Genomic DNA, 18,440 nt, shown 5'->3' with positions numbered 1-18,440 from the left:
GCGCAGTTACAATGCGCGCGCCAAGACGGAAACACGCTGGACAGGATGCATATAGCTGATAGGTCTTCGATATGAATGCAAATGCACACAGCCAGTCCAGCGCAGCCATCGCTTTTATCTTTGCCGGGGTGTTCGCAATTTCGATCAACGACATGCTGATCAAGCAATTGTCGGGCGGCTATCCTTTGCATGAAATCGTCTTTGCACGCGCCTTTATCGGTATCCTGTTCGGCCTTGCCCTTGTTCAGCTCGAGGGCGGGTGGCGCATTTTGAAAACGTCGCAGTGGCACTGGCACCTGCTACGCGGCTTGCTCGTGGTCATCGCCAATATGACGTTCTTTTTGGCTTTGGCTGCCCTGCCCTTGGCCGATGCGACCGCGCTGTTTTTTGTGGCACCGCTGTTCATCACATTGCTGTCGATCCCGATCTTGGGTGAGAAAGTTGGCATCATGCGATTGGGTGCCGTGGCGGTCGGCTTTTTAGGGGTCATTATTATGCAGCGTCCGTGGGCCGATGCGGAAAGCCTGCAAGCCTCGCGGCTCGTGCTTTTGCTGCCCGTCGTGGCGGCGCTGACCTATGCCTTGAACCAACTGATGACCCGCAAGCTTGGCGTGCACAGCAAGGCATCGGCGTTGGCTATCTATATTCAGGGCACGTTTCTGGTCGTCTCGATCGGGTTTTTCCTATTCGCAGGCGATGGCCGCTTTGCGACGCAAGACAGCGCCCCGTCGATGCAGTTCTTGCTGCGGGCGTGGGTTTGGCCCGCACAGGGCGACATCTGGGTGTTCTTGGGTCTGGGCCTGAACGCCGCCGTAATCGGCTATTGCCTCAGCCAAGCCTATCGCATTGCCGACGCTGCCACCGTGGCACCCTTTGAATACATCGGCCTGCCGCTGGCAGTGTTCTGGGGGCTGGTGATCTTTGGCGACTTGCCTGTGTGGGAAGTCTGGGTTGGCATCGCGTTGATCTTGGGGTCGGGGTTGTTCGTGTTTCTGCGCGAACGTCAAAAGGCCCGCGCATCCTTGCGCAGGCAGCCCCTGCGCGGTCTTTAATCTGACACGCGCACGATGACCTTGCCGGTTGCCTTGCGAGTGCGCAGCAGGTCCAGTGCCTCGTTCGCCTGTTCCAACGGCAACACATGGCTGACATGGGGTTTCAACTTGCCCGCAACATACCAGTCGATCAGCGTTCTAAAGCTGTCAGTCAGCACCTTGGGTTTGAATTTCTTATAACCGCCCCAGAACAGGCCAAGGATATTCAGGTTCTTCACCATGACGATATTCGCGGGGATTTGCGGCACCTCGCCCGAGGCAAAGCCAAGCGGCAACAACCGTGCCTCGGGGTTGCAAGCGCGCATCGCGGCCTTGAACTGATCACCGCCAATCGGGTCATAGACCACGTCGGCACCACCCAGTGATTTGACGACTTCGCGGATGTCATCAACTTCGGAATCAATCAGATGGTCCGCGCCCGCAGCACGGCAGATATCCAGCTTGGCCTGACCACGTGCACAGGCGATCACCTCGGCCCCCATCAGCTTGCCCAGCTCAACCGCCGTCAGACCCACGCCGCCCGATGCGCCCAGAACCAATAGCCGTTCACCGGGCTGCAACCGCGCCTTATATTCCAACGCGACATGGCTGGTCCCGTAGGCAATCAGAAAGGCAGCGGCGTCGACCGCGTTCATTTCGTCCGGGATCGCCACGCAGATGTCAGCAGACACCACAGCGTATTCCGCCAACCCGTGAAAACCGCTATAGGCCGCGATGCGCTGGCCTACTGCTAGGCCCTGCACCCCCTCGCCCACAGCCGTCACCGTTCCGGCCAATTCCATGCCCAAGGTAAACGGCAAGGCGGGCTTTTCCTGATAAGTCCCCTTGATCAGCAGCAAATCACCAAAGTTCAGGCCGCAGGTTTCAACCTTAACCAAGACTTCACCGGAGCCCGGCGTCGGCACCTTGAGGTCTTGCAGGCTAAGCGGCTGATCATAGGCGGTGACTTGCATGGCGCGCATGGGGGAATTCCTTGGGTTGGTCCGTCGATAAATCTGGACGCAAAAGGGCCAGAGGATCGGCAATTTTGCAACCCCGTCCGCTGGCCCAATGGCATTCAACCCGATTACCTTGCGTTACGGAACAATCGCCAAGCGGATCGCATAGGCGACAATACCAAGGGCCAGAACGCTTAGCACCCAGATCAGCACGAACCACCCGGTTCTGGAGAGCCACTTGCCCCCCATCAGTGATACCCTTCGGCAGGGTCAATTTTGCCCCGGAAGACCCAATAGGTGTAGGCCGTGTAGGACAGGATCATCGGCAGCAAGACCAACGTACCGACCAGCGCGAATTTCAGGCTGCTGTCAGGTGCCGCCGCTTCGGCAATGGTCAGGGATGGCGGCACAATATGCGGGTAAAAGCTGATCCCGATGCCGGCAAACCCAAGCACAAACAAGGCAAGCGCGCATAGGAACGGCGTCACATCCCAGTGCCGCCGCAGGCCTTGGAACAGTCCGAAAACAACGACCGCAACCAACGCAGGCACAAGAAACGTAAAGATGGCCGTAGGGAAGGCGAACCAGCGGGTGTAATATTCGCCATCCAGAAACGGGGTCCAAATGCTGAAAACGCCCATGAAGGCCACGGTCGCAATGGCAAAAGGCCAGGCCAATCGCCGCATGTGAGCCTGAATGCGGCCCTCAAGCTTCATATTCAGCCAGGTCGCGCCCAGCATGGCATAGCCCATCGTCACCGCGACGCCGGTCAGGATGGAAAACGGCGTCAGCCAATCCCACCAGCCACCCGCGTAGGCGCGGTTTTCGATCTCGGTCCCTTGCACCAGCGCGCCCAAGGCGATGCCCTGACAGAACGCGGCGACAAAAGACCCGCCAAAGAACGAGATGTCCCAAAGCCCTTTCCAACGCGTGGTCCGCCAGCGGTATTCAAAGGCCACGCCGCGAAACACCAACCCCAGCAGCATCAGAATGATCGGCATATAAAGCGCCGGCATGATTGTGGCATAGGCCAATGGGAAAACGGCGAACAACCCGCCGCCCCCCAGCACCAGCCAGGTTTCATTCCCGTCCCAAATCGGCGCGACCGAATTCATCATCAGGTTGCGCTCTTCCTCGTCTTTGGACAGCGGAAACAGCAGACCGACGCCCAAATCAAACCCGTCAAGAATCACATAGATCAAAACGGACAGCGCTATGAGGCCCGCCCAGATGAAAGAAAGCTCAAGTCCAAACATGGTATCTCTCCTATTCCGCGGGGCGCTGGTTTTTGTGACCTTTATGCGCGACTTGCGTCGTGCCTGCGGTCCGAATTGGGCCATCCGTAATCTCGCCCACCGCACCGACCTTGGGCCGTTTCCCCATCAAACGCAGGATGTAGTAGACCCCCGCGCCGAAGACGAAAAAGTATACGATGATAAAGGCGGTCAGCGACGCGGCAACGGCTGGTGCGCTGACTGGCGCAAGGCTGTCAGAGGTGCGCAAAAGCCCGTAGACGGTGAACGGCTGTCTGCCGACTTCCGTGGTGATCCATCCCGCCAGAACCGCGACAAAGCCCATCGGCCCCATCACGATGGCCGCGCGGTGCAACATCGGGCTGCTGTGTAATTTTCCGCGCCACCGCATGATTGCGCCCCACAAACCAAGCCCCAACATCGCGAAGCCCAAGCCGACCATCACGCGGAACGAGAAGAACACGATGGCCACGGGCGGCTCGTCTTCGTCCGGGATGGTATCAAGGCCAGCCAACGGCGCATTCAGATCATGCTTAAGGATCAAGGACGACAGCTTGGGCACCTCAATGGCATAATCCACACGCTTTTCCGCTTGGTTCGGGATGCCGAACAGGATCAGCGGGGCACCATCGGGGTGGCTGTCGAAATGGCCTTCCATCGCCATGACCTTTGCAGGCTGGTGTTCCAGCGTGTTGATGCCGTGGAAATCCCCTGCTGCGATCTGTAATGGCGTTACGAAAAGCAGCATCCACATCGCCATCGAAAACATGCGTTGCGATGCTGGCCCTTTGTTGTCTTTCAACAGATGCCATGCGCCTACTGCGCCAACAACCAGCGCCGTTGTCAGATAAGCCGCCAAAACCATGTGGACCAAGCGATAGGGGAAGGACGGGTTAAAGACGATCTTCCACCAATCCAGCGGGATATATTGCCCGACCTCGTTGATGCCGTAACCCGCTGGCGTCTGCATCCAGCTGTTCACCGACAAAATCCAAGTCGCCGAGAGCAATGTGCCAAAGGCGACCATCGCGGTTGCAAACATGTGCAGCCCCGCGCCGACGCGTTTCAAGCCGAACAGCATGATGCCCAGAAATCCGGCCTCAAGAAAGAATGCCGATAGGACTTCGTAGGCCATCAACGGCCCGATGACTGGCCCCGCTTTGTCTGAAAACACCGACCAGTTGGTGCCGAATTGATAGGACATGACGATGCCCGACACGACGCCCATGCCGAACGCGACGGCAAATATCTTTTTCCAGTAGTCGAACAGAACCTGATATGTGTCGTCCTTGGTCCACAGCCACAGCGCATTCAGGACGGCCAGAAAGCTGGCCAACCCGATCGAGAATGCCGGGAAAATGATGTGGAATGAAACGGTAAAGGCGAACTGGACCCGCGCCAACACCTCGGCAGAAAACCCATCTAACATATCAGACCTTTCGTCATTGAGTGCAAAGGCATCGCTTTGCATTGCTCAACTTAGATCTAATCTAAACCTTGGCCAGTGTCACAATATCAAATTGCCGCAGGTGAATATGTTGGAAATTCAATCCTGACCTTTAGGCCCGGCCCATTGTCCAACAATGCCAAATCCCCGCCGTGCAGCTTCACGACGCCTTCGACAAGGCTTAGCCCCAGACCATTGCCCGGGGTGTGCCTGCTACGGTCCAGCCGGTAAAGCCGGCGCACCACATTTTCACGCTCGGACGCCGGAATGCCTGGCCCGTTATCGGCAACCTCAAGAACCGCGCGGCCTGCGTTTTGCACAAGGTTTACGGTAATTTCACTGCCCTTGGGGGTATGGCGCACTGCGTTTTCAACCAGATTTGCCAGCACCTGCCCCAACAGGTTTTTATCCCCTGACACCTGAACCGTTTGCGGTGGCACCGTGCAAACCAGCGACTGATCATTGGCCCCAGCAGCAGGTTCATAGACCTCGGTCATGGTCTGGCACAGCTGGTTCAAATCAACGGGTTTGAAATGCGCCTTGGGCGATCCGGATTCCACCGACGCAATTTGCAGCAGCGACTGAAAGACCGATGCGATGCCAGCGACCTCGTCTTGGACCTGCCCCAACAATGCGCCTTCATCTGATGTGGGTGGAATGGTGCGGGCCAGATCATCCAGATGCACGGCAACCCGCTGGATCGGCGTCTTTAGATCATGCGCGATGTCCGAGGATACCTGCCGCAACATCTGGGTCTGCGCCTCTTGTGCGTTGGCCATCTGGTTTAGCTTGCCGCCAATGCGCACCAAATCATCCGCCCAACGCGGCCCCACTGTCACCCGCGCCGACAGGTCGCCATTGGTGAGATCATCCAACATACCGCCGATGACCTCAACGTGGCGTTTGCTGCGCCGCGCCAGATACAGGCCCCCTGACAACGCAATCAGAACGGTCGGCAAGAGGCTAAGCAACAGGATGTTAAAGAACACGACGCGCAACGCTTCGACTTGGGCAAGGCTGCGCGCAACGGTCAACTGCCCGCCATACAGCCGTGTGGTCAGCGACAAATATTCCCCGTCATATTGCGCCTGCCCTTCGGCGAGGGAAACGATGTGATACCCTTCGTCATCACGCGCGATGGCACCGTTACCAAATATCTGCCCGTTCGGGGTGATATAGCTTAGGATCACGCGGCTCGGGTCTGTCCCCCTCGATTCAGCATCAACCAGCAAGGAAACCGCCCGCGAATTGGGGGCCGCGCGAAACCCTGCGATGTCTTGTTCAAGGTCAGCGCGGATTGCGGTTTCAAACGAATTTTGTGTCACCGCATAGCTGGCCAAAAGACTGATCAGGCTGACGGTTGAAAACAGCAACACCAGCAGCAGTGCCAATCGAACCGGCATGGATCGCCAAAGCTGACTGATCCGGCCCCTCATCCAGCGATCCTATAACCCGCGCCCCGCACGGTCTGGATCAGTTCACGCTCAAACGGTTTGTCCACCTTGGCCCGCAAACGGCTGATGTGGGTTTCGACGACATTGGTCATGGGATCAAAGCTAATGTCCCAAACCGCCTCAAGCAGCATGGTGCGCGTCTGCACCCTACCTTTGCGGCGCAACAGATGTTCCAGCAGGGCGAATTCACGCGGCAGAAGATCAATCTCTTGCCCCGCCCGCGTGACCTTGCGGGTGATCAAATGCATCTCAAGGTCGCCGGCGCGCAGAACGGTTTCCTGCTCCAGCGCTTGGGGGCGGCGGGCCAATGCTGCGACCCGTGCTGACAATTCGCCAAAGGCAAACGGTTTGACCAGATAATCATCCCCGCCCGCGTTCAAGCCACTGATCCGGTCATCGACACTGCCCATCGCCGTCAGGAACAACACAGGCGTGGTATTGCCCGCACCGCGCAGCGTTTTGACCAGCGTCAGCCCGTCGACCTCTGGCAGCATCCGGTCAACGATCAACACATCATAGCTGCCTGATGTGGCCTGAAACAGCCCCTCGCGGCCATCCGTCACCAGATCAACGGTATGCCCCTCTTCGCGCAAACCGCGCGCGATATAGGTGCCCGTGGTGGCATCGTCTTCTACTACAAGCAGTTTCATTTCATCCGTTCCGTCCAAGCGTTGCCTTGGCGATACCCTAAAAAACAGGCGTCAGGCAGCCCTGCCAAGCAATCTTACAGATTTGTATATGGCGCAAAAACGCCCTGTAACAACGGGCCGCCATTTGGGGACCATACCAATGATGTAAGGAAGCAAACATGACATCTTTAACGAAATCACCCCGCCGCGCATTGCCATTTGTTCTGGCTGCCGCTTTGGCGTCGACATCTTTGGTGGCAATCGCCCCCACCACCGCATTGGCGGTTCCGGCTGGCGGCTATGCCGATCTGGTCGAAACGATATCGCCGTCAGTGGTGTTTATCGAAGTTTCAGGGACAACCATGAAACCCCAAGCGCAGATTGAATTGCCCCAAGGCATGCCCGAAGAACTGCGTAAGCGGTTTGAACAAATGATGCCCGGCCAAGGGGCCGAGGCGCAGCCGGTTCAGGGTCTTGGCTCCGGCTTTATCATCTCAACCGACGGTCAGATCGTGACCAATAACCACGTTGTCGAAGGCGCAGACAAAGTCACCGTCAAACTGTCTGACGGGCGCAGCTTTGAGGCCAAAGTTGTCGGCAGCGATCCGTTGACCGACATTGCCCTGCTGAAAATCGAGGCTGATGTTGACCTGCCTGCCGTGAAATTCGGGTCGTCTGACAGCATGCGTGTGGGCGACGAGGTGGTGGCCATGGGCAACCCCTTTGGCCTTGGCGGCACAGTGACCACCGGTATCATCTCGGCCAAATCGCGCAACATCAACGCAGGCCCTTATGACGATTTCATCCAGACCGACGCGGCGATCAACCGTGGCAATTCGGGCGGGCCGCTGTTTAACAACGCGGGCGAAGTGATTGGCGTCAACACCGCGATCCTGTCCCCCGGTGGCGGGTCTGTTGGTATCGGATTTTCCGTGCCGTCCGACCTGGTCCAAAACATCGTTGCGGATCTGGCCGATGACGGGTCGATCACACGCGGCTGGCTGGGCGTTCAAATTCGTCCGATGACCGACGAGATCGCGCAGGTCTTGGGGTATGACGCGCCCAAAGGGGCCGTGATCGAAGCCATTAGCGACGATAGCCCCGCGCAAAAGGCAGGGCTGAAAAAAGGCGATATCATCTTGTCCTTCAACGGGACCGAGATTGACGAACTGCGCGACCTGACCCGCGCCGTGGCGGACACGGACCCCGATCAAACGGCTGATGTGGTGGTTCTGCACCGGGGCAAGGAAGTGACCCGCGCCGTCAAGATCGGCACCTTGGCCGCACAAGACGCATAACAGAGCTGCCAGCGGGCTTGCCTCGTTCGAGCAGGCAGTCACACTCCAGCCTGTATGCCCCGATAGAAACCTATCGGGGCATTTTTTCAGTTTAGATCGTTGCCTCGAACAGCTTGCGCAGGTTGTCAGAGGTCAAGGTAACCGGATTGCCGCCGCAAGACGGGTCTTCCAACGCCATGGCGACCAGATCATCCATACGATCAGCGGTGACGCCCATCTCGGACAGTTTGCGCGGAATGGCAAAGCTGTCGTTAAAATCCTGCACAAAGGCGCGGAAACCGTCATAGCCGCCCTCGATGCCCAGATACCCCGCCGCCCGGTCAAACCGTTCGCGGATCATGCTTTCGTTCAGGTCTAGAACCGCAGGCATACACACCGCGTTGGTGGTGCCGTGGTGGGTGTTGAACACCGCGCCAATCGGGTGGCTCATTGCATGGATCGCACCCAACCCTTTTTGAAACGCTGTGGCCCCCATCGCGGCGGCTGACATCATTTGCGCGCGGGCCTCGATATCGGTGCCATCGGCATAGGCGCGGGGCAGATAGTCGATGACCAGACGCATCCCCTCTAGCGCGATGCCTTGGCTCATGGGGTGGTAATGCGGGCTGCTAAACGCCTCGACACAGTGGGCAAAGGCATCAAGGCCGGTGCCCGCCGTGATGTGTTTCGGCATCCCGACCGTGAGTTCCGGATCACAGATCACAACCGTTGGCAGAACCTTGGGGTGAAAGATGATCTTTTTCACGTGGGTTTCAGAGTTGGTCAGCACCGACGCGCGACCGACTTCTGATCCCGTACCAGCCGTGGTCGGCACGGCGATAATCGGCGCGATGGCATCTGCATCGGCGCGGGTCCACCAATCGCCGACATCTTCGTAATCCCAAACGGGGCGCGTCTGGCCCGCCATAAACGCAATCATCTTGCCCAGATCAAGGCCCGACCCACCGCCAAAGGCAACCACACCGTCATGGCCGCCGTCGCGGTAGACCTTAAGGCCCGCATCAAGATTAATCTCGGTCGGGTTGGCGTCGACTTCGGAAAACATCGCACGGCCAAGGCCAGCTGCGTCAAGCAGATCAAGCGTCTTGGTGGTGATGTCCATTGTGGCCAGACCTTTGTCGGTGACCAGCAACGGCTTTTTGATCCCAGCGGCCGCACAGGCCTCGCCGATCTCGGAAATGCGGCCCGCACCAAAACGCATCGCTGTGGGGTAGGACCAGTTGTTTTTCAGCTCCATAGGATCAAGCCTTTTTAAGGTGGTAAGATTTGGGACGCGTCAGCGCCTGATAGCCAAGCACGGACAATCCCGCGCCTTGGCCGGTGTCTTTACACCCCGTCCAGCACAAGGCCGGGTCAAGGTAATCACAACGGTTCATAAACACGGTGCCGGTTTCAAGCTGCGCACCGATGGCATCAGCGGCATCCGCGTCCTTGGTAAAGATCGCAGCGGTCAGACCGAACTGGCAGTCGTTCATCAGCGCAATGGCTTCGGCGTCATCCTTGACCGGCATGATGCCGACCACGGGGCCAAAGCTTTCGTCGCGCATCACGCGCATGCTGTGGTTCACGTTCGTCAGGATTTGCGGCGTCAGATAGGCGGCACCGTCGTCTTCGGCAAAGGGTTCGATTAACGCTGTCGCGCCATCTGCCACAGCCTCGGCGATCTGCGCGCGGACTTCGGCGGCAAAGCGGACGTTGGCCATCGGGCCGATGGTGGTTTCCTGCTCCAACGGGTTGCCAAGTTTCAGGGCGTTCACCCAGGCCACGGCTTTTTCGACAAACGCATCATACAGGCTTTCGTGGACGTAAATCCGTTCAATCCCGCAGCAGCATTGCCCCGCGTTGAACATCGCGCCGTCCATCAACCCGTCAACCGCCGCATCCACATTCGCGTCAGCGCGCACGTAACCGGGGTCTTTGCCGCCCAGTTCGGTCGCCACGGGCGTGAATGTGCCAGCTGCTGCAACCTCCATCGCCTTGCCGCCACCGACCGAGCCGGTGAAGTTCACGAAACCAAATTGACGTTCAGCGATCAGGGCCGACGTGGTGTCGTGATCCAAGAACACATTCTGGAATACATGCTCTGGAATACCCGCGGCGTGAAATGCCTCGGCCAGACGTTCGCCCACTTGCAAGGTCTGCGTGGCGTGTTTCAGCACAACGGTGTTGCCCGCAATCAATGCAGGGGCAACGGTGTTGATCGCCGTCATGTAAGGGTAGTTCCACGGGGCCACCACCAGTACGACGCCGCGCGCCTCGCGGGTGATCTTGCGGGTGGCTGTTTCGCTGTCTTCGATAATCATCGGGGCCAGTGCCTGTTCCGCGATGTCGGCCATATAGCTGGCACGTTCGTTGAAGCCGCCAAACTCACCGCCATAGCGGACCGGGCGACCCATCTGATGGGCCAGCTCAACTGCCATACGGTCTGTCGTTTTGCCGACCTCGGCGATGGCGGCGCGCACCAGATCAATGCGCTCAGTCAGCGGACGTGCAGCCCACAAAACTTGCGCCGATTTCGCCTGCGCGCAGACGTCGCGGGCCGCATCCAGCGACAGGACAGGGCGTTCCAGATAAACCGATCCGTCAATCGGTGAGATACATTTCAGGGTCTTTGTCATTGCTTATGCTCGCTCAAATCCGCGGTTAATTTCCCAGTCGGTTACGACCTTGTCGTATTCCTCCTGCTCCCATTCAGCTGCGCGGGTGTAATGGTCAACGACGTCGTCGCCAAGGGCCTCGCGCAGCATAGCAGAGTTGCGCAAAGTGTCGGTTGCCGCCCGCAAGGTACGCGGGATTTCGGTGACACTGGCGTCTTCATAGACATCGCCCATTGTCGGCTCTTGCAGGGGCAGCTTTTCCTCGATCCCCTTAAGGCCCGCAGCCAGCAAAACAGCCTGCGCCAGATAGGGGTTCAGGTCCGACCCGCCGATGCGACATTCAACGCGAATGCCCTTGGTCCCATCACCACACAGCCGGAAACCGGCGGTGCGGTTATCGACAGACCAAACCGTTTTCGTAGGTGCAAAGGTGCCTTTGGCAAAGCGTTTATAGCTGTTGATGTAGGGGGCCAGAAAATAGGTGAAATCAGGCGCGTATTTGATCAGACCCGCCATGAAATGGCCCATCAGTTTGGACATGCCCAGCTTGGCGTCTTTGTCGAAAAATGCAGGTGCGCCGTCTTTCCACAGTGACATATGCACGTGACTGGACGATCCCACCTTGTCCGGTGCCCATTTTGGCAGGAACGACGCAGAGAACCCCTGCTGGAAGGCGATTTCCTTGGTCGCCTGTTTCGCAATCGTGTGGTTATCCGCACAATCAAGGGCGGCGGCATAGCGGATATTCAGCTCTTGCTGGCCGGTTTCGGCCTCGCCCTTGGTGCATTCAATCGGCACGTCAGCGGCAACCAGATGATTGCGCAACGGCTGCAAGAATGCTTCTTCTTTGGAGGTTTGGAACAGGCAGTAATCCTCGTTATGGCCGTTCAGTGGCACGAGGTTTGCGTATTTCTCTTTTTGAAGGGTCCGGTAATCGCCCTCGAACAAAAAGAACTCAAGCTCGGTCGCCATCATCGCGTCAAAGCCCAAGGCATCCAGCCGCGCGATCTGTTTTTTCAGCATCGAACGGGGCGAATGAGGCACAGGTTCATGGGTGTGGTGATCCAGAACATCGCCCAGCACCAATACGGTTTTATCCAACCACGGCACCTGCCGCATCGTCGACAGATCGGGGCGCAGGACATAGTCGCCATAGCCGGTTTGCCAACTGGTCGATGCGAACCCTTCAGGCGTGGACATCACCAGATCGGTGGCCAGCAGGTAGTTGCAGCAATGGGTCTCGGCATGGGAATGCTCGATAAAATTTGTGACGTGGAAACGCTTGCCCATCAGACGGCCCTGCATATCGACAAGGGCTACCAATACGGTATCGACCTCGCCGTTATCGGCCATTTCCCTGAGCGTATCGAATGTTAAGTTGCCCATGTGCAGACGTTCCTTTTGCATGTGTGAGGGCGGCACAACCGCGCCGCCCCATTTATCATAAGTTTATCGCGGATCAGCCAAAGGTATAGGGCGGGCCCGCTTTCGATGTCACTTCGTTGTAGTCGCGGAAAATCTGAACGATCTTCGCGGCAGTTTCGCCTTCTTCGGCCATCTCGTCCCAGAACTTCACGGCTGCCTCTTCGACGACCTTCCATTCTTCCTGCGGGACCGATGTCAGCTCCAGCTTTTCGCCGGACGCGCGCAAACGCGCCTCGCCGCCCCAATACCACTGGTTGCGGTATGTGTGGCTTGCCTCGATGGCCGAGGAAACGATCTGTTTCAGGTGATCCGGCAGCTCTGCCCATTTCTCGGCGTTGACAAAGAACGACCCGATCCATGCGCCCGAGATGTTGTTGGTGCAAAAATAGTTGGTCACATCTGCCCAGCCCACGGTGTAGTCTTCGGTGATGCCCGACCACGCCATACCGTCCAGCTCGCCTGTTTGAACGGCAACTTCGGCGTCCTCATAGGGGATGTTCACCGGCACAACACCAAACTGCGACAAGAAGCGGCCAGCCGTTGGGAAGGTATAGAGTTTCAGACCATCCATATCGGCCAGCGATGTGATCGGCTTGACGGTGTTAAAGTTGCACGGATCCTGACCCGCAGCAGACAGCCAATGCACGCCAACCTTGGCGTATTCTTCGCGCCAGATGTCGGCCAGACCGTATTGGTTGAACAGCACCGGCACGTCCAACGCATGCTTGGTCGCCAGCGGGAAATAGCCGCCAAAGGACCGCACAGGTGTTGGCGACGCCATGGAATCGTCGTCCGAATGCACGCCGTCGATGGTGCCACGCTGCAACGCTTGGAAGAGCTCGCCCGTGGGAACGATTTGATCCGCATAAAACAGTTCGATCTCAAGCTCGCCCTGACACGCAGCATTGATGGCGTCGATGGCGGGTTTTGTGACTTCTTCACCTAGCGCCGCACCGGCATAGGTTTGAAAGCGCCAGCGGATCGGTTCCTGCGCATGCAGGATCGACGGTGTGGCAATGGCTGCGGGACCTGCAATTGCGGCCCCTTTAAGAAACTTACGTCTGGTTGTCATTTGACATACTCCTTGTCGGGTTTCGGATTTGAAGGGCCGGTTCATCCGGCCACGTGGTGGTTAATTCGGTTACTTGCCGTAAACGTAATTGGGCAGCCAAAGCGCGATCTGCGGGAACAGCATCACAACGGCCAAGGCCAGTATCATCACACCCACAAACGGAATGATGGACCGGTAGATATCAGTGATCGTAATCTCGGGCGGGGCCATGGCCCGCATCAAGAACAGGTTATAGCCAAAGGGCGGCGTCATATAAGCGATCTGACAGGTGATCGTGTATAGCACGCCATACCAAACCAGATCAAAGCCCAGCGCGCCAACCAACGGCACATACAGCGGGGCCACAATGACCAGCATCGCTGTGTCATCCAGAAACGTACCCATGACCAAAAATGACAGCTGCATGAGGATCAGGATCACCCACGGGTTCAGGCCCCATTGCTCGGTAAACAGGTTCTCGATTGCCTTGACCGCGCCTAACCCGTCAAACACCGCGCCAAAGGCCAGTGCCGCCAGAATGATCCACATGAACATGCAGGTAATCGCAAGGGTCTGACGCACCGATGTCTCGAACACCTGACGTGTCATACGACCCTTAAGGATCGCGGCAAGAAACGCGGCGATGGCCCCAATGGCCGAGCTTTCGACCAGCGATGTCCACCCGTTTACAAAGGGCACCATCATCACGGCAAAGATCACCACAGGCAGCAGCCCAGCGCGCAGCAGGCGCAGCTTTTCGGGCCAACCGACATCACGTTCTTCGGGCGACAGCGCCGGCCCAAGCTCGGGGTTAATCCGGCAGCGTATCGCGATGTAGATGATAAACATCATCGCCATCATCAGGCCCGGAATGGCCCCCGCCAGCCACAATTGCCCGACCGGCTGACGCGCGATCATCGCATAAAGCACCAGCACCACGGATGGCGGCACAAGGATGCCCAAACTTGACCCGGCCTGAATGACGCCCGTCACCATCAGCTTGTCATAATTCCGTTTCAGCAATTCAGGCAGCGCTATCGTGGCACCAATCGCCATGCCCGCAACAGACAGACCGTTCATGGCGGAAATCAACACCATCAGGCCGATTGTCCCAATCGCCAGCCCGCCGCGCACGCCGCCCATAAAGACGTGAAACATCTTGTACAGATCATCCGCAATTTTAGACTCGGACAGCACATAGCCCATGAAGATGAACATCGGCAGGGTCAGCAACGGATACCAGCGCATCAGCTTGATTGCGGCGGAAAACCCGATGTCATAGCCGCCCCTGTCGCCCCACAAAAACAGCGCGGCCATTACTGCAACAAATCCGATGGCACCAAACACCCGCTGCCCCGTCAGCAACATCAGCATCATGGTCGAAAACATCAATATGGCGATCAGTTCATAGGGCATCGCGTGTGTCCTCACCGGATTTGAGGAAAAGGATGTCCTTGAACAGTTCAGAGACAGCTTGAAGCAGCATCAGCGATATGCCGATGCACATGGTGACCTTTACCGGCCACATATAGGGGCGCCACGCCGTCGGGCTGCGTTCGCCACCATACTTAAACGAATACATCGTGGATTCGATGCCGCCCCACAGCAAAATCACCAGATAAGCCAGCAAAAACAGTACGGTAATGCAATCGGTCCATGCTTTTTTGCGCGGGGTCAGTTCAGCATAGAACAGGTCCATCCGCACATTCGCGCCCATTTGCATCGCGTAGGGGCCGCCCAGAATGTAATAGCCCACCATCACAAACTGCGCCATTTCCAACGTCCAAAGCTGGGGTGACGCAAAGGTCTTATTGTAGGACGACCATAGCAAAATACCCATCAGGACAAAGATGCCATACATCGCGATCCGTCCCAGCCCGTGGTTAAACCCATCCACAACCGAGATATATTTGCGCATGGCGTTCATTTATCAGCCTCGTGGAAAAGAGAGGGGAACGCGGCGGTAAGCGATCCAACCAGGTGTTGCGCCATTGCTTTTGCCTTTGGTCCGGTATCGATCAGGTCATTTCGGATCTCGATCATCACGGCTGGCACACCGTGCGCCTCTCCGTGTTTCTCAAGGGAATAGGTCACACCATCCGTGGCCGCATAAGGTTCGTTCAACGCCGCTAGATAAGTGCCTTGCGCCTGCTCTTGCGCCAAAAGCGCTTGGGCAGCCGAGGGATCAGTGTGATACAAATACCCCAGCTCTACCTCGCGCTTTTTACCGTTATAGATCGGCGTAAAGCTGTGAATGGTCACTACCAACTGCGGTGCCATCTGGGCGCGCTGTTTATCCACGGCGTCGTGAAATGGTGTGTGCACGCGGTCAAACCGGTCCTGTTTTCCCTGCTCGGACAGGCCCGCATTCCCCGGAATATCGAAAACTTCGCTGCGGGCCGGAACGCAATCCGGTGCAGCAAGGGGCCTGTTACAATCATAGATCAGGCGTGAAACACCGCCGGCCACCAATGGCGCATCAAGCGCGTCACAAAGCTCGATCGCGACATCCAGCGCACCGATATCCCACGCCGCATGGGACGCCTGCGCATCCGCGCTAAGCCCCAAATCGAATGCGTCTGGGACAAAATTGGATGCGTGTTCGCAGATCAACAACACCGGGGTCTGCCCGCTGCTACCGATCACCCGCGCCGCTGTCCAATCGCTACTCAAAACGAAAATATCCTTTTTGACTGGCCCCCATCACTACAGATTTTTCTAGCCTGTCAAGAATTTTCCTGTAACCTTTGCTTCATAGACAGAATTTCTGTACCGAAAGGAACAGCTTTTGCACAAAAAAGCACTCGTCCGCGATTTGCTAAAAGAAAAGCAGACAGAGCTTACGGCAGCAGAGCGTAAATTGTCCGCTGTTCTGCTCGACGATTCCTTGTTGACCGGCCTGCAATCCATCAACCGGTTGGCCGAATGCGCCGAGGTGTCATCGCCCACCATTATTCGATTGGCACGCAAGCTGGGCTTCGACGGGTTCTCGGACATGCAAGACGCCATCCGCGAGGAAATCGGCGCGCGCATGAAACAACCACTGGCCAAGCTGGATGCCGTGGCCCCTACTGACAGCCGCGATCACATGGTCTCGCGGTTTATCGAGGCGGTGTCTGACAACATCAACCGCACGCTTGACCGGCTTGACCTGGCGGAATTCAATCAGGTCGCCGAAGTGCTGTCGGACCCCGCGCATCGTCTTTATTTGCTGGGCGGGCGTATCACGCGGTCCAACGCGCATTACTTTTTTAACCACCTGCAAATCATCCGCCCGAAGGTGACGCTGCTGGATTCATCGCCAAGCGTTTGGCCGCAATCCTTGCTGGATATGGATGCCGGTGCGATTTTGGTGATCTTTGACATCCGCCGCTACGAGAAAGAGCTGGAAAAACTGGCCAATCTTGCCGTGAAGCAGGGGGCAAGCATTGTGCTGTTCACCGACGCATGGGGGTCGCCCATCGAAAAACACGCGCGGTTCTGTTTCCGCTCAATGGTCGAAGTCCCGTCGAGCTGGGATTCGACCCTTGCGATCAATTTCCTGATCGAAGCACTGGTTGCCGAGATCCAGTTGCGCAGCTCTGATCAAAGCGCCGAACGCATTGCAGCCCTTGAACAAATGATCGGTGAGTCGCGAATCTTTCGTAGCAACTGATCGCGCCCAGTTGTCGACGAACCCGGTAATTACGAATCCGCTCGTGCCTTGGGTCCATCTTACAAATGCCGGATATGTCTGAGAGAGTAATGGTGCACCCGAGAGGATTCGAACCTCTGACCCCCTGATTCGTAGTCAGGTACTCTATCCAGCTGAGCTACGGGTGCACTACGGCGCGGTTTAGTTCTGGGCGCAGAGCTTTGCAACCCCTTGTTTGGCCTGAATTGCAATTTCCTGCCATTGACCTAGAACGTGCCATCGCCTTTGGGCAGCGATATGCGGAAAACCGTTCCCGCTGCGCCGGTTTCCTTTAGTTCAAGCGTACCACCATGGCCGCGCACCAGTTCGGCCGCGATGGCAAGGCCAAGGCCAGAGCCGCCCTTGCGCGCGCCGCCGCGAAAGGCTGTGAACAGATGCTCGCGCGCTTTTGGCGGCAGGCCGGGGCCATCATCTTGGACATCAATCCACCAATATCCGGGCTGATCCGTGGCGGTTAAACGAATCTCTCCGCCCTGCCCTGTGGCGGCAATCGCCTGACGGGCGTTGCGTGTCAGGTTAGACAGCACACGGAACAACTGTTCAGGATCAGCACGAACTTTCAGGTTTTCGGGTACATCCATCACAAATTTGATATCAGCCCCATCGGCGGCCAGACGCTCGTTCTCAACAACATCCTGAATGATGTGATCCAACGCGGTGACCGTCAGTGTCGGGCTGGGTTCTTCGGCCTTGCCGAAAGCCAGCGTTGATTCGCACAGGTGCACAGCACGGGTGATGGAGCTGACCAGCTTGGGGGCCATCCGCTTCACGCTGGGGTCCTCGGACATCTCGATACGGTCGGTAAACAGCTGCGCGGTGGTGAGGATATTGCGCAAATCGTGGCTGACCTTGCTGACCGCCTGCCCCAACTGCGCCAACCGTTCTTTCTGGCGCAAGGCTTGGGTCAGATCCGTCTCAAGCTTCATCAAGGCTTCCTCGGCCTCGCGGACCTCGGTCACTCCGGCCGAAGGGGCGATAATGCGGCGCGCGTCTTCGGGGGCCAGCGCATAGTTTTGCATATGGCCAACGACGCCCTTGATCGGTTTCAACAACAACACCCGCAACGCGACGAACAGCAACGATGCAGTGATGATCGAGATCACGGCAGACAGCAGCAAAATGCGAAGGCCATAATCAATCATCGCGTCGCGCAAGGGCACGGTTTGCATGGTAATTTCAATCGAACTCCCCGCATCCTGAACCGGCGCACCGATCACCCGGATCACACCATCCCGCGTATCGGCCAATTGCATGAACGCGTCCCTGATCAATATCAGCGGCGTAGAATCGCGCAGATCATAGGTGTTGATGATCGACTGCGGCATGGGCGATGACAGCACCAATTGCCGCACCTCGTCGCGCCGCAACACCACGTTGAACACCTCGGCTGTCCGTAACAGCTCGGCCTCGAGCGCGGGATCAATCATGTCATTGGCCAGCAACGTCAGCGATGCAATCTGCGCCCGCTCAAGACGATTCATCAGATATTCTTCGCGAAAACGCGCAATGGTCGGGACGAAAATCAGAACCTCTGCCAACATCACAAAGACGGTGGTTAGAATAAGCAATCGGCCTGAAAAGGATTTCAACATGCGCGGCGTG

The 18,440-nt window shown here is 57.4% G+C and carries 17 protein-coding genes and 1 tRNA gene; 3 read left to right on the top strand and 15 right to left on the bottom strand.

Annotated features, from left to right (window positions below):
• Positions 1-71 precede the first annotated feature (71 nt).
• Positions 72-1,052: a DMT family transporter gene (locus AADJ11_RS07325; RefSeq protein WP_341233875.1), complete on the top strand. Its 981-nt coding sequence runs from the start codon at positions 72-74 to the stop codon at positions 1,050-1,052.
• Here AADJ11_RS07325 and AADJ11_RS07320 read toward each other — a convergent pair.
• From AADJ11_RS07320 to AADJ11_RS07295, 6 genes are all read right to left on the bottom strand, one after another.
• Entirely contained in the window at positions 1,049-2,014 is a 966-nt protein-coding gene (locus tag AADJ11_RS07320; RefSeq protein ID WP_341233874.1) for an NADPH:quinone oxidoreductase family protein, read from the bottom strand. The genes AADJ11_RS07325 and AADJ11_RS07320 overlap by 4 nt on opposite strands.
• A gap of 114 nt (positions 2,015-2,128) precedes the next feature.
• Positions 2,129-2,239 carry a DUF2474 family protein gene (locus tag AADJ11_RS07315; RefSeq protein WP_341233873.1) on the bottom strand — a complete coding sequence of 37 codons (111 nt, stop codon included), beginning with the start codon at positions 2,237-2,239 and terminating at the stop codon, positions 2,129-2,131.
• Positions 2,239-3,246 carry a cytochrome d ubiquinol oxidase subunit II gene (gene cydB / locus AADJ11_RS07310; protein WP_341233872.1) on the bottom strand — a complete coding sequence of 336 codons (1,008 nt, stop codon included), beginning with the start codon at positions 3,244-3,246 and terminating at the stop codon, positions 2,239-2,241. Before cydB ends, AADJ11_RS07315 begins: the two co-directional genes overlap by 1 nt.
• A 10-nt stretch (positions 3,247-3,256) precedes the next feature.
• The gene (locus AADJ11_RS07305) at positions 3,257-4,672 is read right to left on the bottom strand and encodes a cytochrome ubiquinol oxidase subunit I (RefSeq protein ID WP_341233871.1); all 1,416 of its coding nucleotides are present in this window, start codon (positions 4,670-4,672) and stop codon (positions 3,257-3,259) included.
• Between the two features lie 86 nt (positions 4,673-4,758).
• On the bottom strand, positions 4,759-6,126 hold the full coding sequence (locus tag AADJ11_RS07300) for a HAMP domain-containing sensor histidine kinase (protein ID WP_341233870.1): 1,368 nt from the start codon (positions 6,124-6,126) through the stop codon (positions 4,759-4,761).
• Positions 6,123-6,794, bottom strand: coding sequence for a response regulator transcription factor (locus tag AADJ11_RS07295; RefSeq protein ID WP_341233869.1), 672 nt, complete (start codon positions 6,792-6,794; stop codon positions 6,123-6,125). The genes AADJ11_RS07300 and AADJ11_RS07295 overlap by 4 nt, the downstream gene beginning before the upstream one ends.
• Positions 6,795-6,952: 158 nt before the next feature.
• Here AADJ11_RS07295 and AADJ11_RS07290 point away from each other — a divergent pair, with 158 nt between their 5' ends.
• Positions 6,953-8,071 carry a Do family serine endopeptidase gene (locus AADJ11_RS07290; protein ID WP_341233868.1) on the top strand — a complete coding sequence of 373 codons (1,119 nt, stop codon included), beginning with the start codon at positions 6,953-6,955 and terminating at the stop codon, positions 8,069-8,071.
• A gap of 91 nt (positions 8,072-8,162) precedes the next feature.
• On the opposite strand, the gene AADJ11_RS07285 is transcribed toward AADJ11_RS07290, so the two are convergent.
• From AADJ11_RS07285 to AADJ11_RS07255, 7 genes are all read right to left on the bottom strand, one after another.
• Complete coding sequence (locus AADJ11_RS07285) at positions 8,163-9,308, bottom strand: iron-containing alcohol dehydrogenase (RefSeq protein ID WP_341233867.1); 1,146 nt, start codon at positions 9,306-9,308, stop codon at positions 8,163-8,165.
• Between the two features lie 4 nt (positions 9,309-9,312).
• On the bottom strand, positions 9,313-10,689 hold the full coding sequence (locus tag AADJ11_RS07280) for an aldehyde dehydrogenase family protein (protein WP_341233866.1): 1,377 nt from the start codon (positions 10,687-10,689) through the stop codon (positions 9,313-9,315).
• A 3-nt stretch (positions 10,690-10,692) separates the two neighbouring features.
• Positions 10,693-12,054, bottom strand: coding sequence for a glutamine synthetase family protein (locus AADJ11_RS07275; RefSeq protein ID WP_341233865.1), 1,362 nt, complete (start codon positions 12,052-12,054; stop codon positions 10,693-10,695).
• A gap of 73 nt (positions 12,055-12,127) precedes the next feature.
• Positions 12,128-13,165, bottom strand: a complete 1,038-nt coding sequence (locus AADJ11_RS07270) for a TRAP transporter substrate-binding protein (RefSeq protein WP_341233864.1) — start codon at positions 13,163-13,165, stop codon at positions 12,128-12,130.
• A gap of 69 nt (positions 13,166-13,234) precedes the next feature.
• A complete protein-coding gene (locus AADJ11_RS07265; protein ID WP_341233863.1) occupies positions 13,235-14,560 on the bottom strand; it encodes a TRAP transporter large permease subunit in 1,326 nt (441 codons plus the stop codon).
• Positions 14,550-15,071 (bottom strand): TRAP transporter small permease subunit, encoded by a 522-nt coding sequence (locus tag AADJ11_RS07260; RefSeq protein WP_341233862.1) that lies wholly within the window; start codon positions 15,069-15,071, stop codon positions 14,550-14,552. The genes AADJ11_RS07265 and AADJ11_RS07260 overlap by 11 nt, the downstream gene beginning before the upstream one ends.
• Entirely contained in the window at positions 15,068-15,817 is a 750-nt protein-coding gene (locus AADJ11_RS07255) for an N-formylglutamate amidohydrolase (RefSeq protein WP_341233861.1), read from the bottom strand. Before AADJ11_RS07255 ends, AADJ11_RS07260 begins: the two co-directional genes overlap by 4 nt.
• Positions 15,818-15,932: 115 nt before the next feature.
• On the opposite strand from AADJ11_RS07255, the gene AADJ11_RS07250 reads away from it, so the two are divergent.
• Entirely contained in the window at positions 15,933-16,799 is an 867-nt protein-coding gene (locus tag AADJ11_RS07250; protein ID WP_341233860.1) for a MurR/RpiR family transcriptional regulator, read from the top strand.
• Between the two features lie 90 nt (positions 16,800-16,889).
• On the opposite strand, the gene AADJ11_RS07245 is transcribed toward AADJ11_RS07250, so the two are convergent.
• Both AADJ11_RS07245 and AADJ11_RS07240 read right to left on the bottom strand, forming a co-directional pair.
• Positions 16,890-16,966, bottom strand: a tRNA-Arg gene (locus tag AADJ11_RS07245).
• Between the two features lie 78 nt (positions 16,967-17,044).
• Complete coding sequence (locus AADJ11_RS07240; RefSeq protein WP_341233859.1) at positions 17,045-18,430, bottom strand: HAMP domain-containing sensor histidine kinase; 1,386 nt, start codon at positions 18,428-18,430, stop codon at positions 17,045-17,047.
• Between the last annotated feature and the right edge of the window lie 10 nt (positions 18,431-18,440).

The organism is uncultured Sulfitobacter sp., assembly GCF_964021855.1.
GTDB lineage: Bacteria > Pseudomonadota > Alphaproteobacteria > Rhodobacterales > Rhodobacteraceae > Sulfitobacter.
Note: the sequence above shows the minus strand (reverse complement) of the source record. Positions and strands in the feature narration are given on the sequence as shown.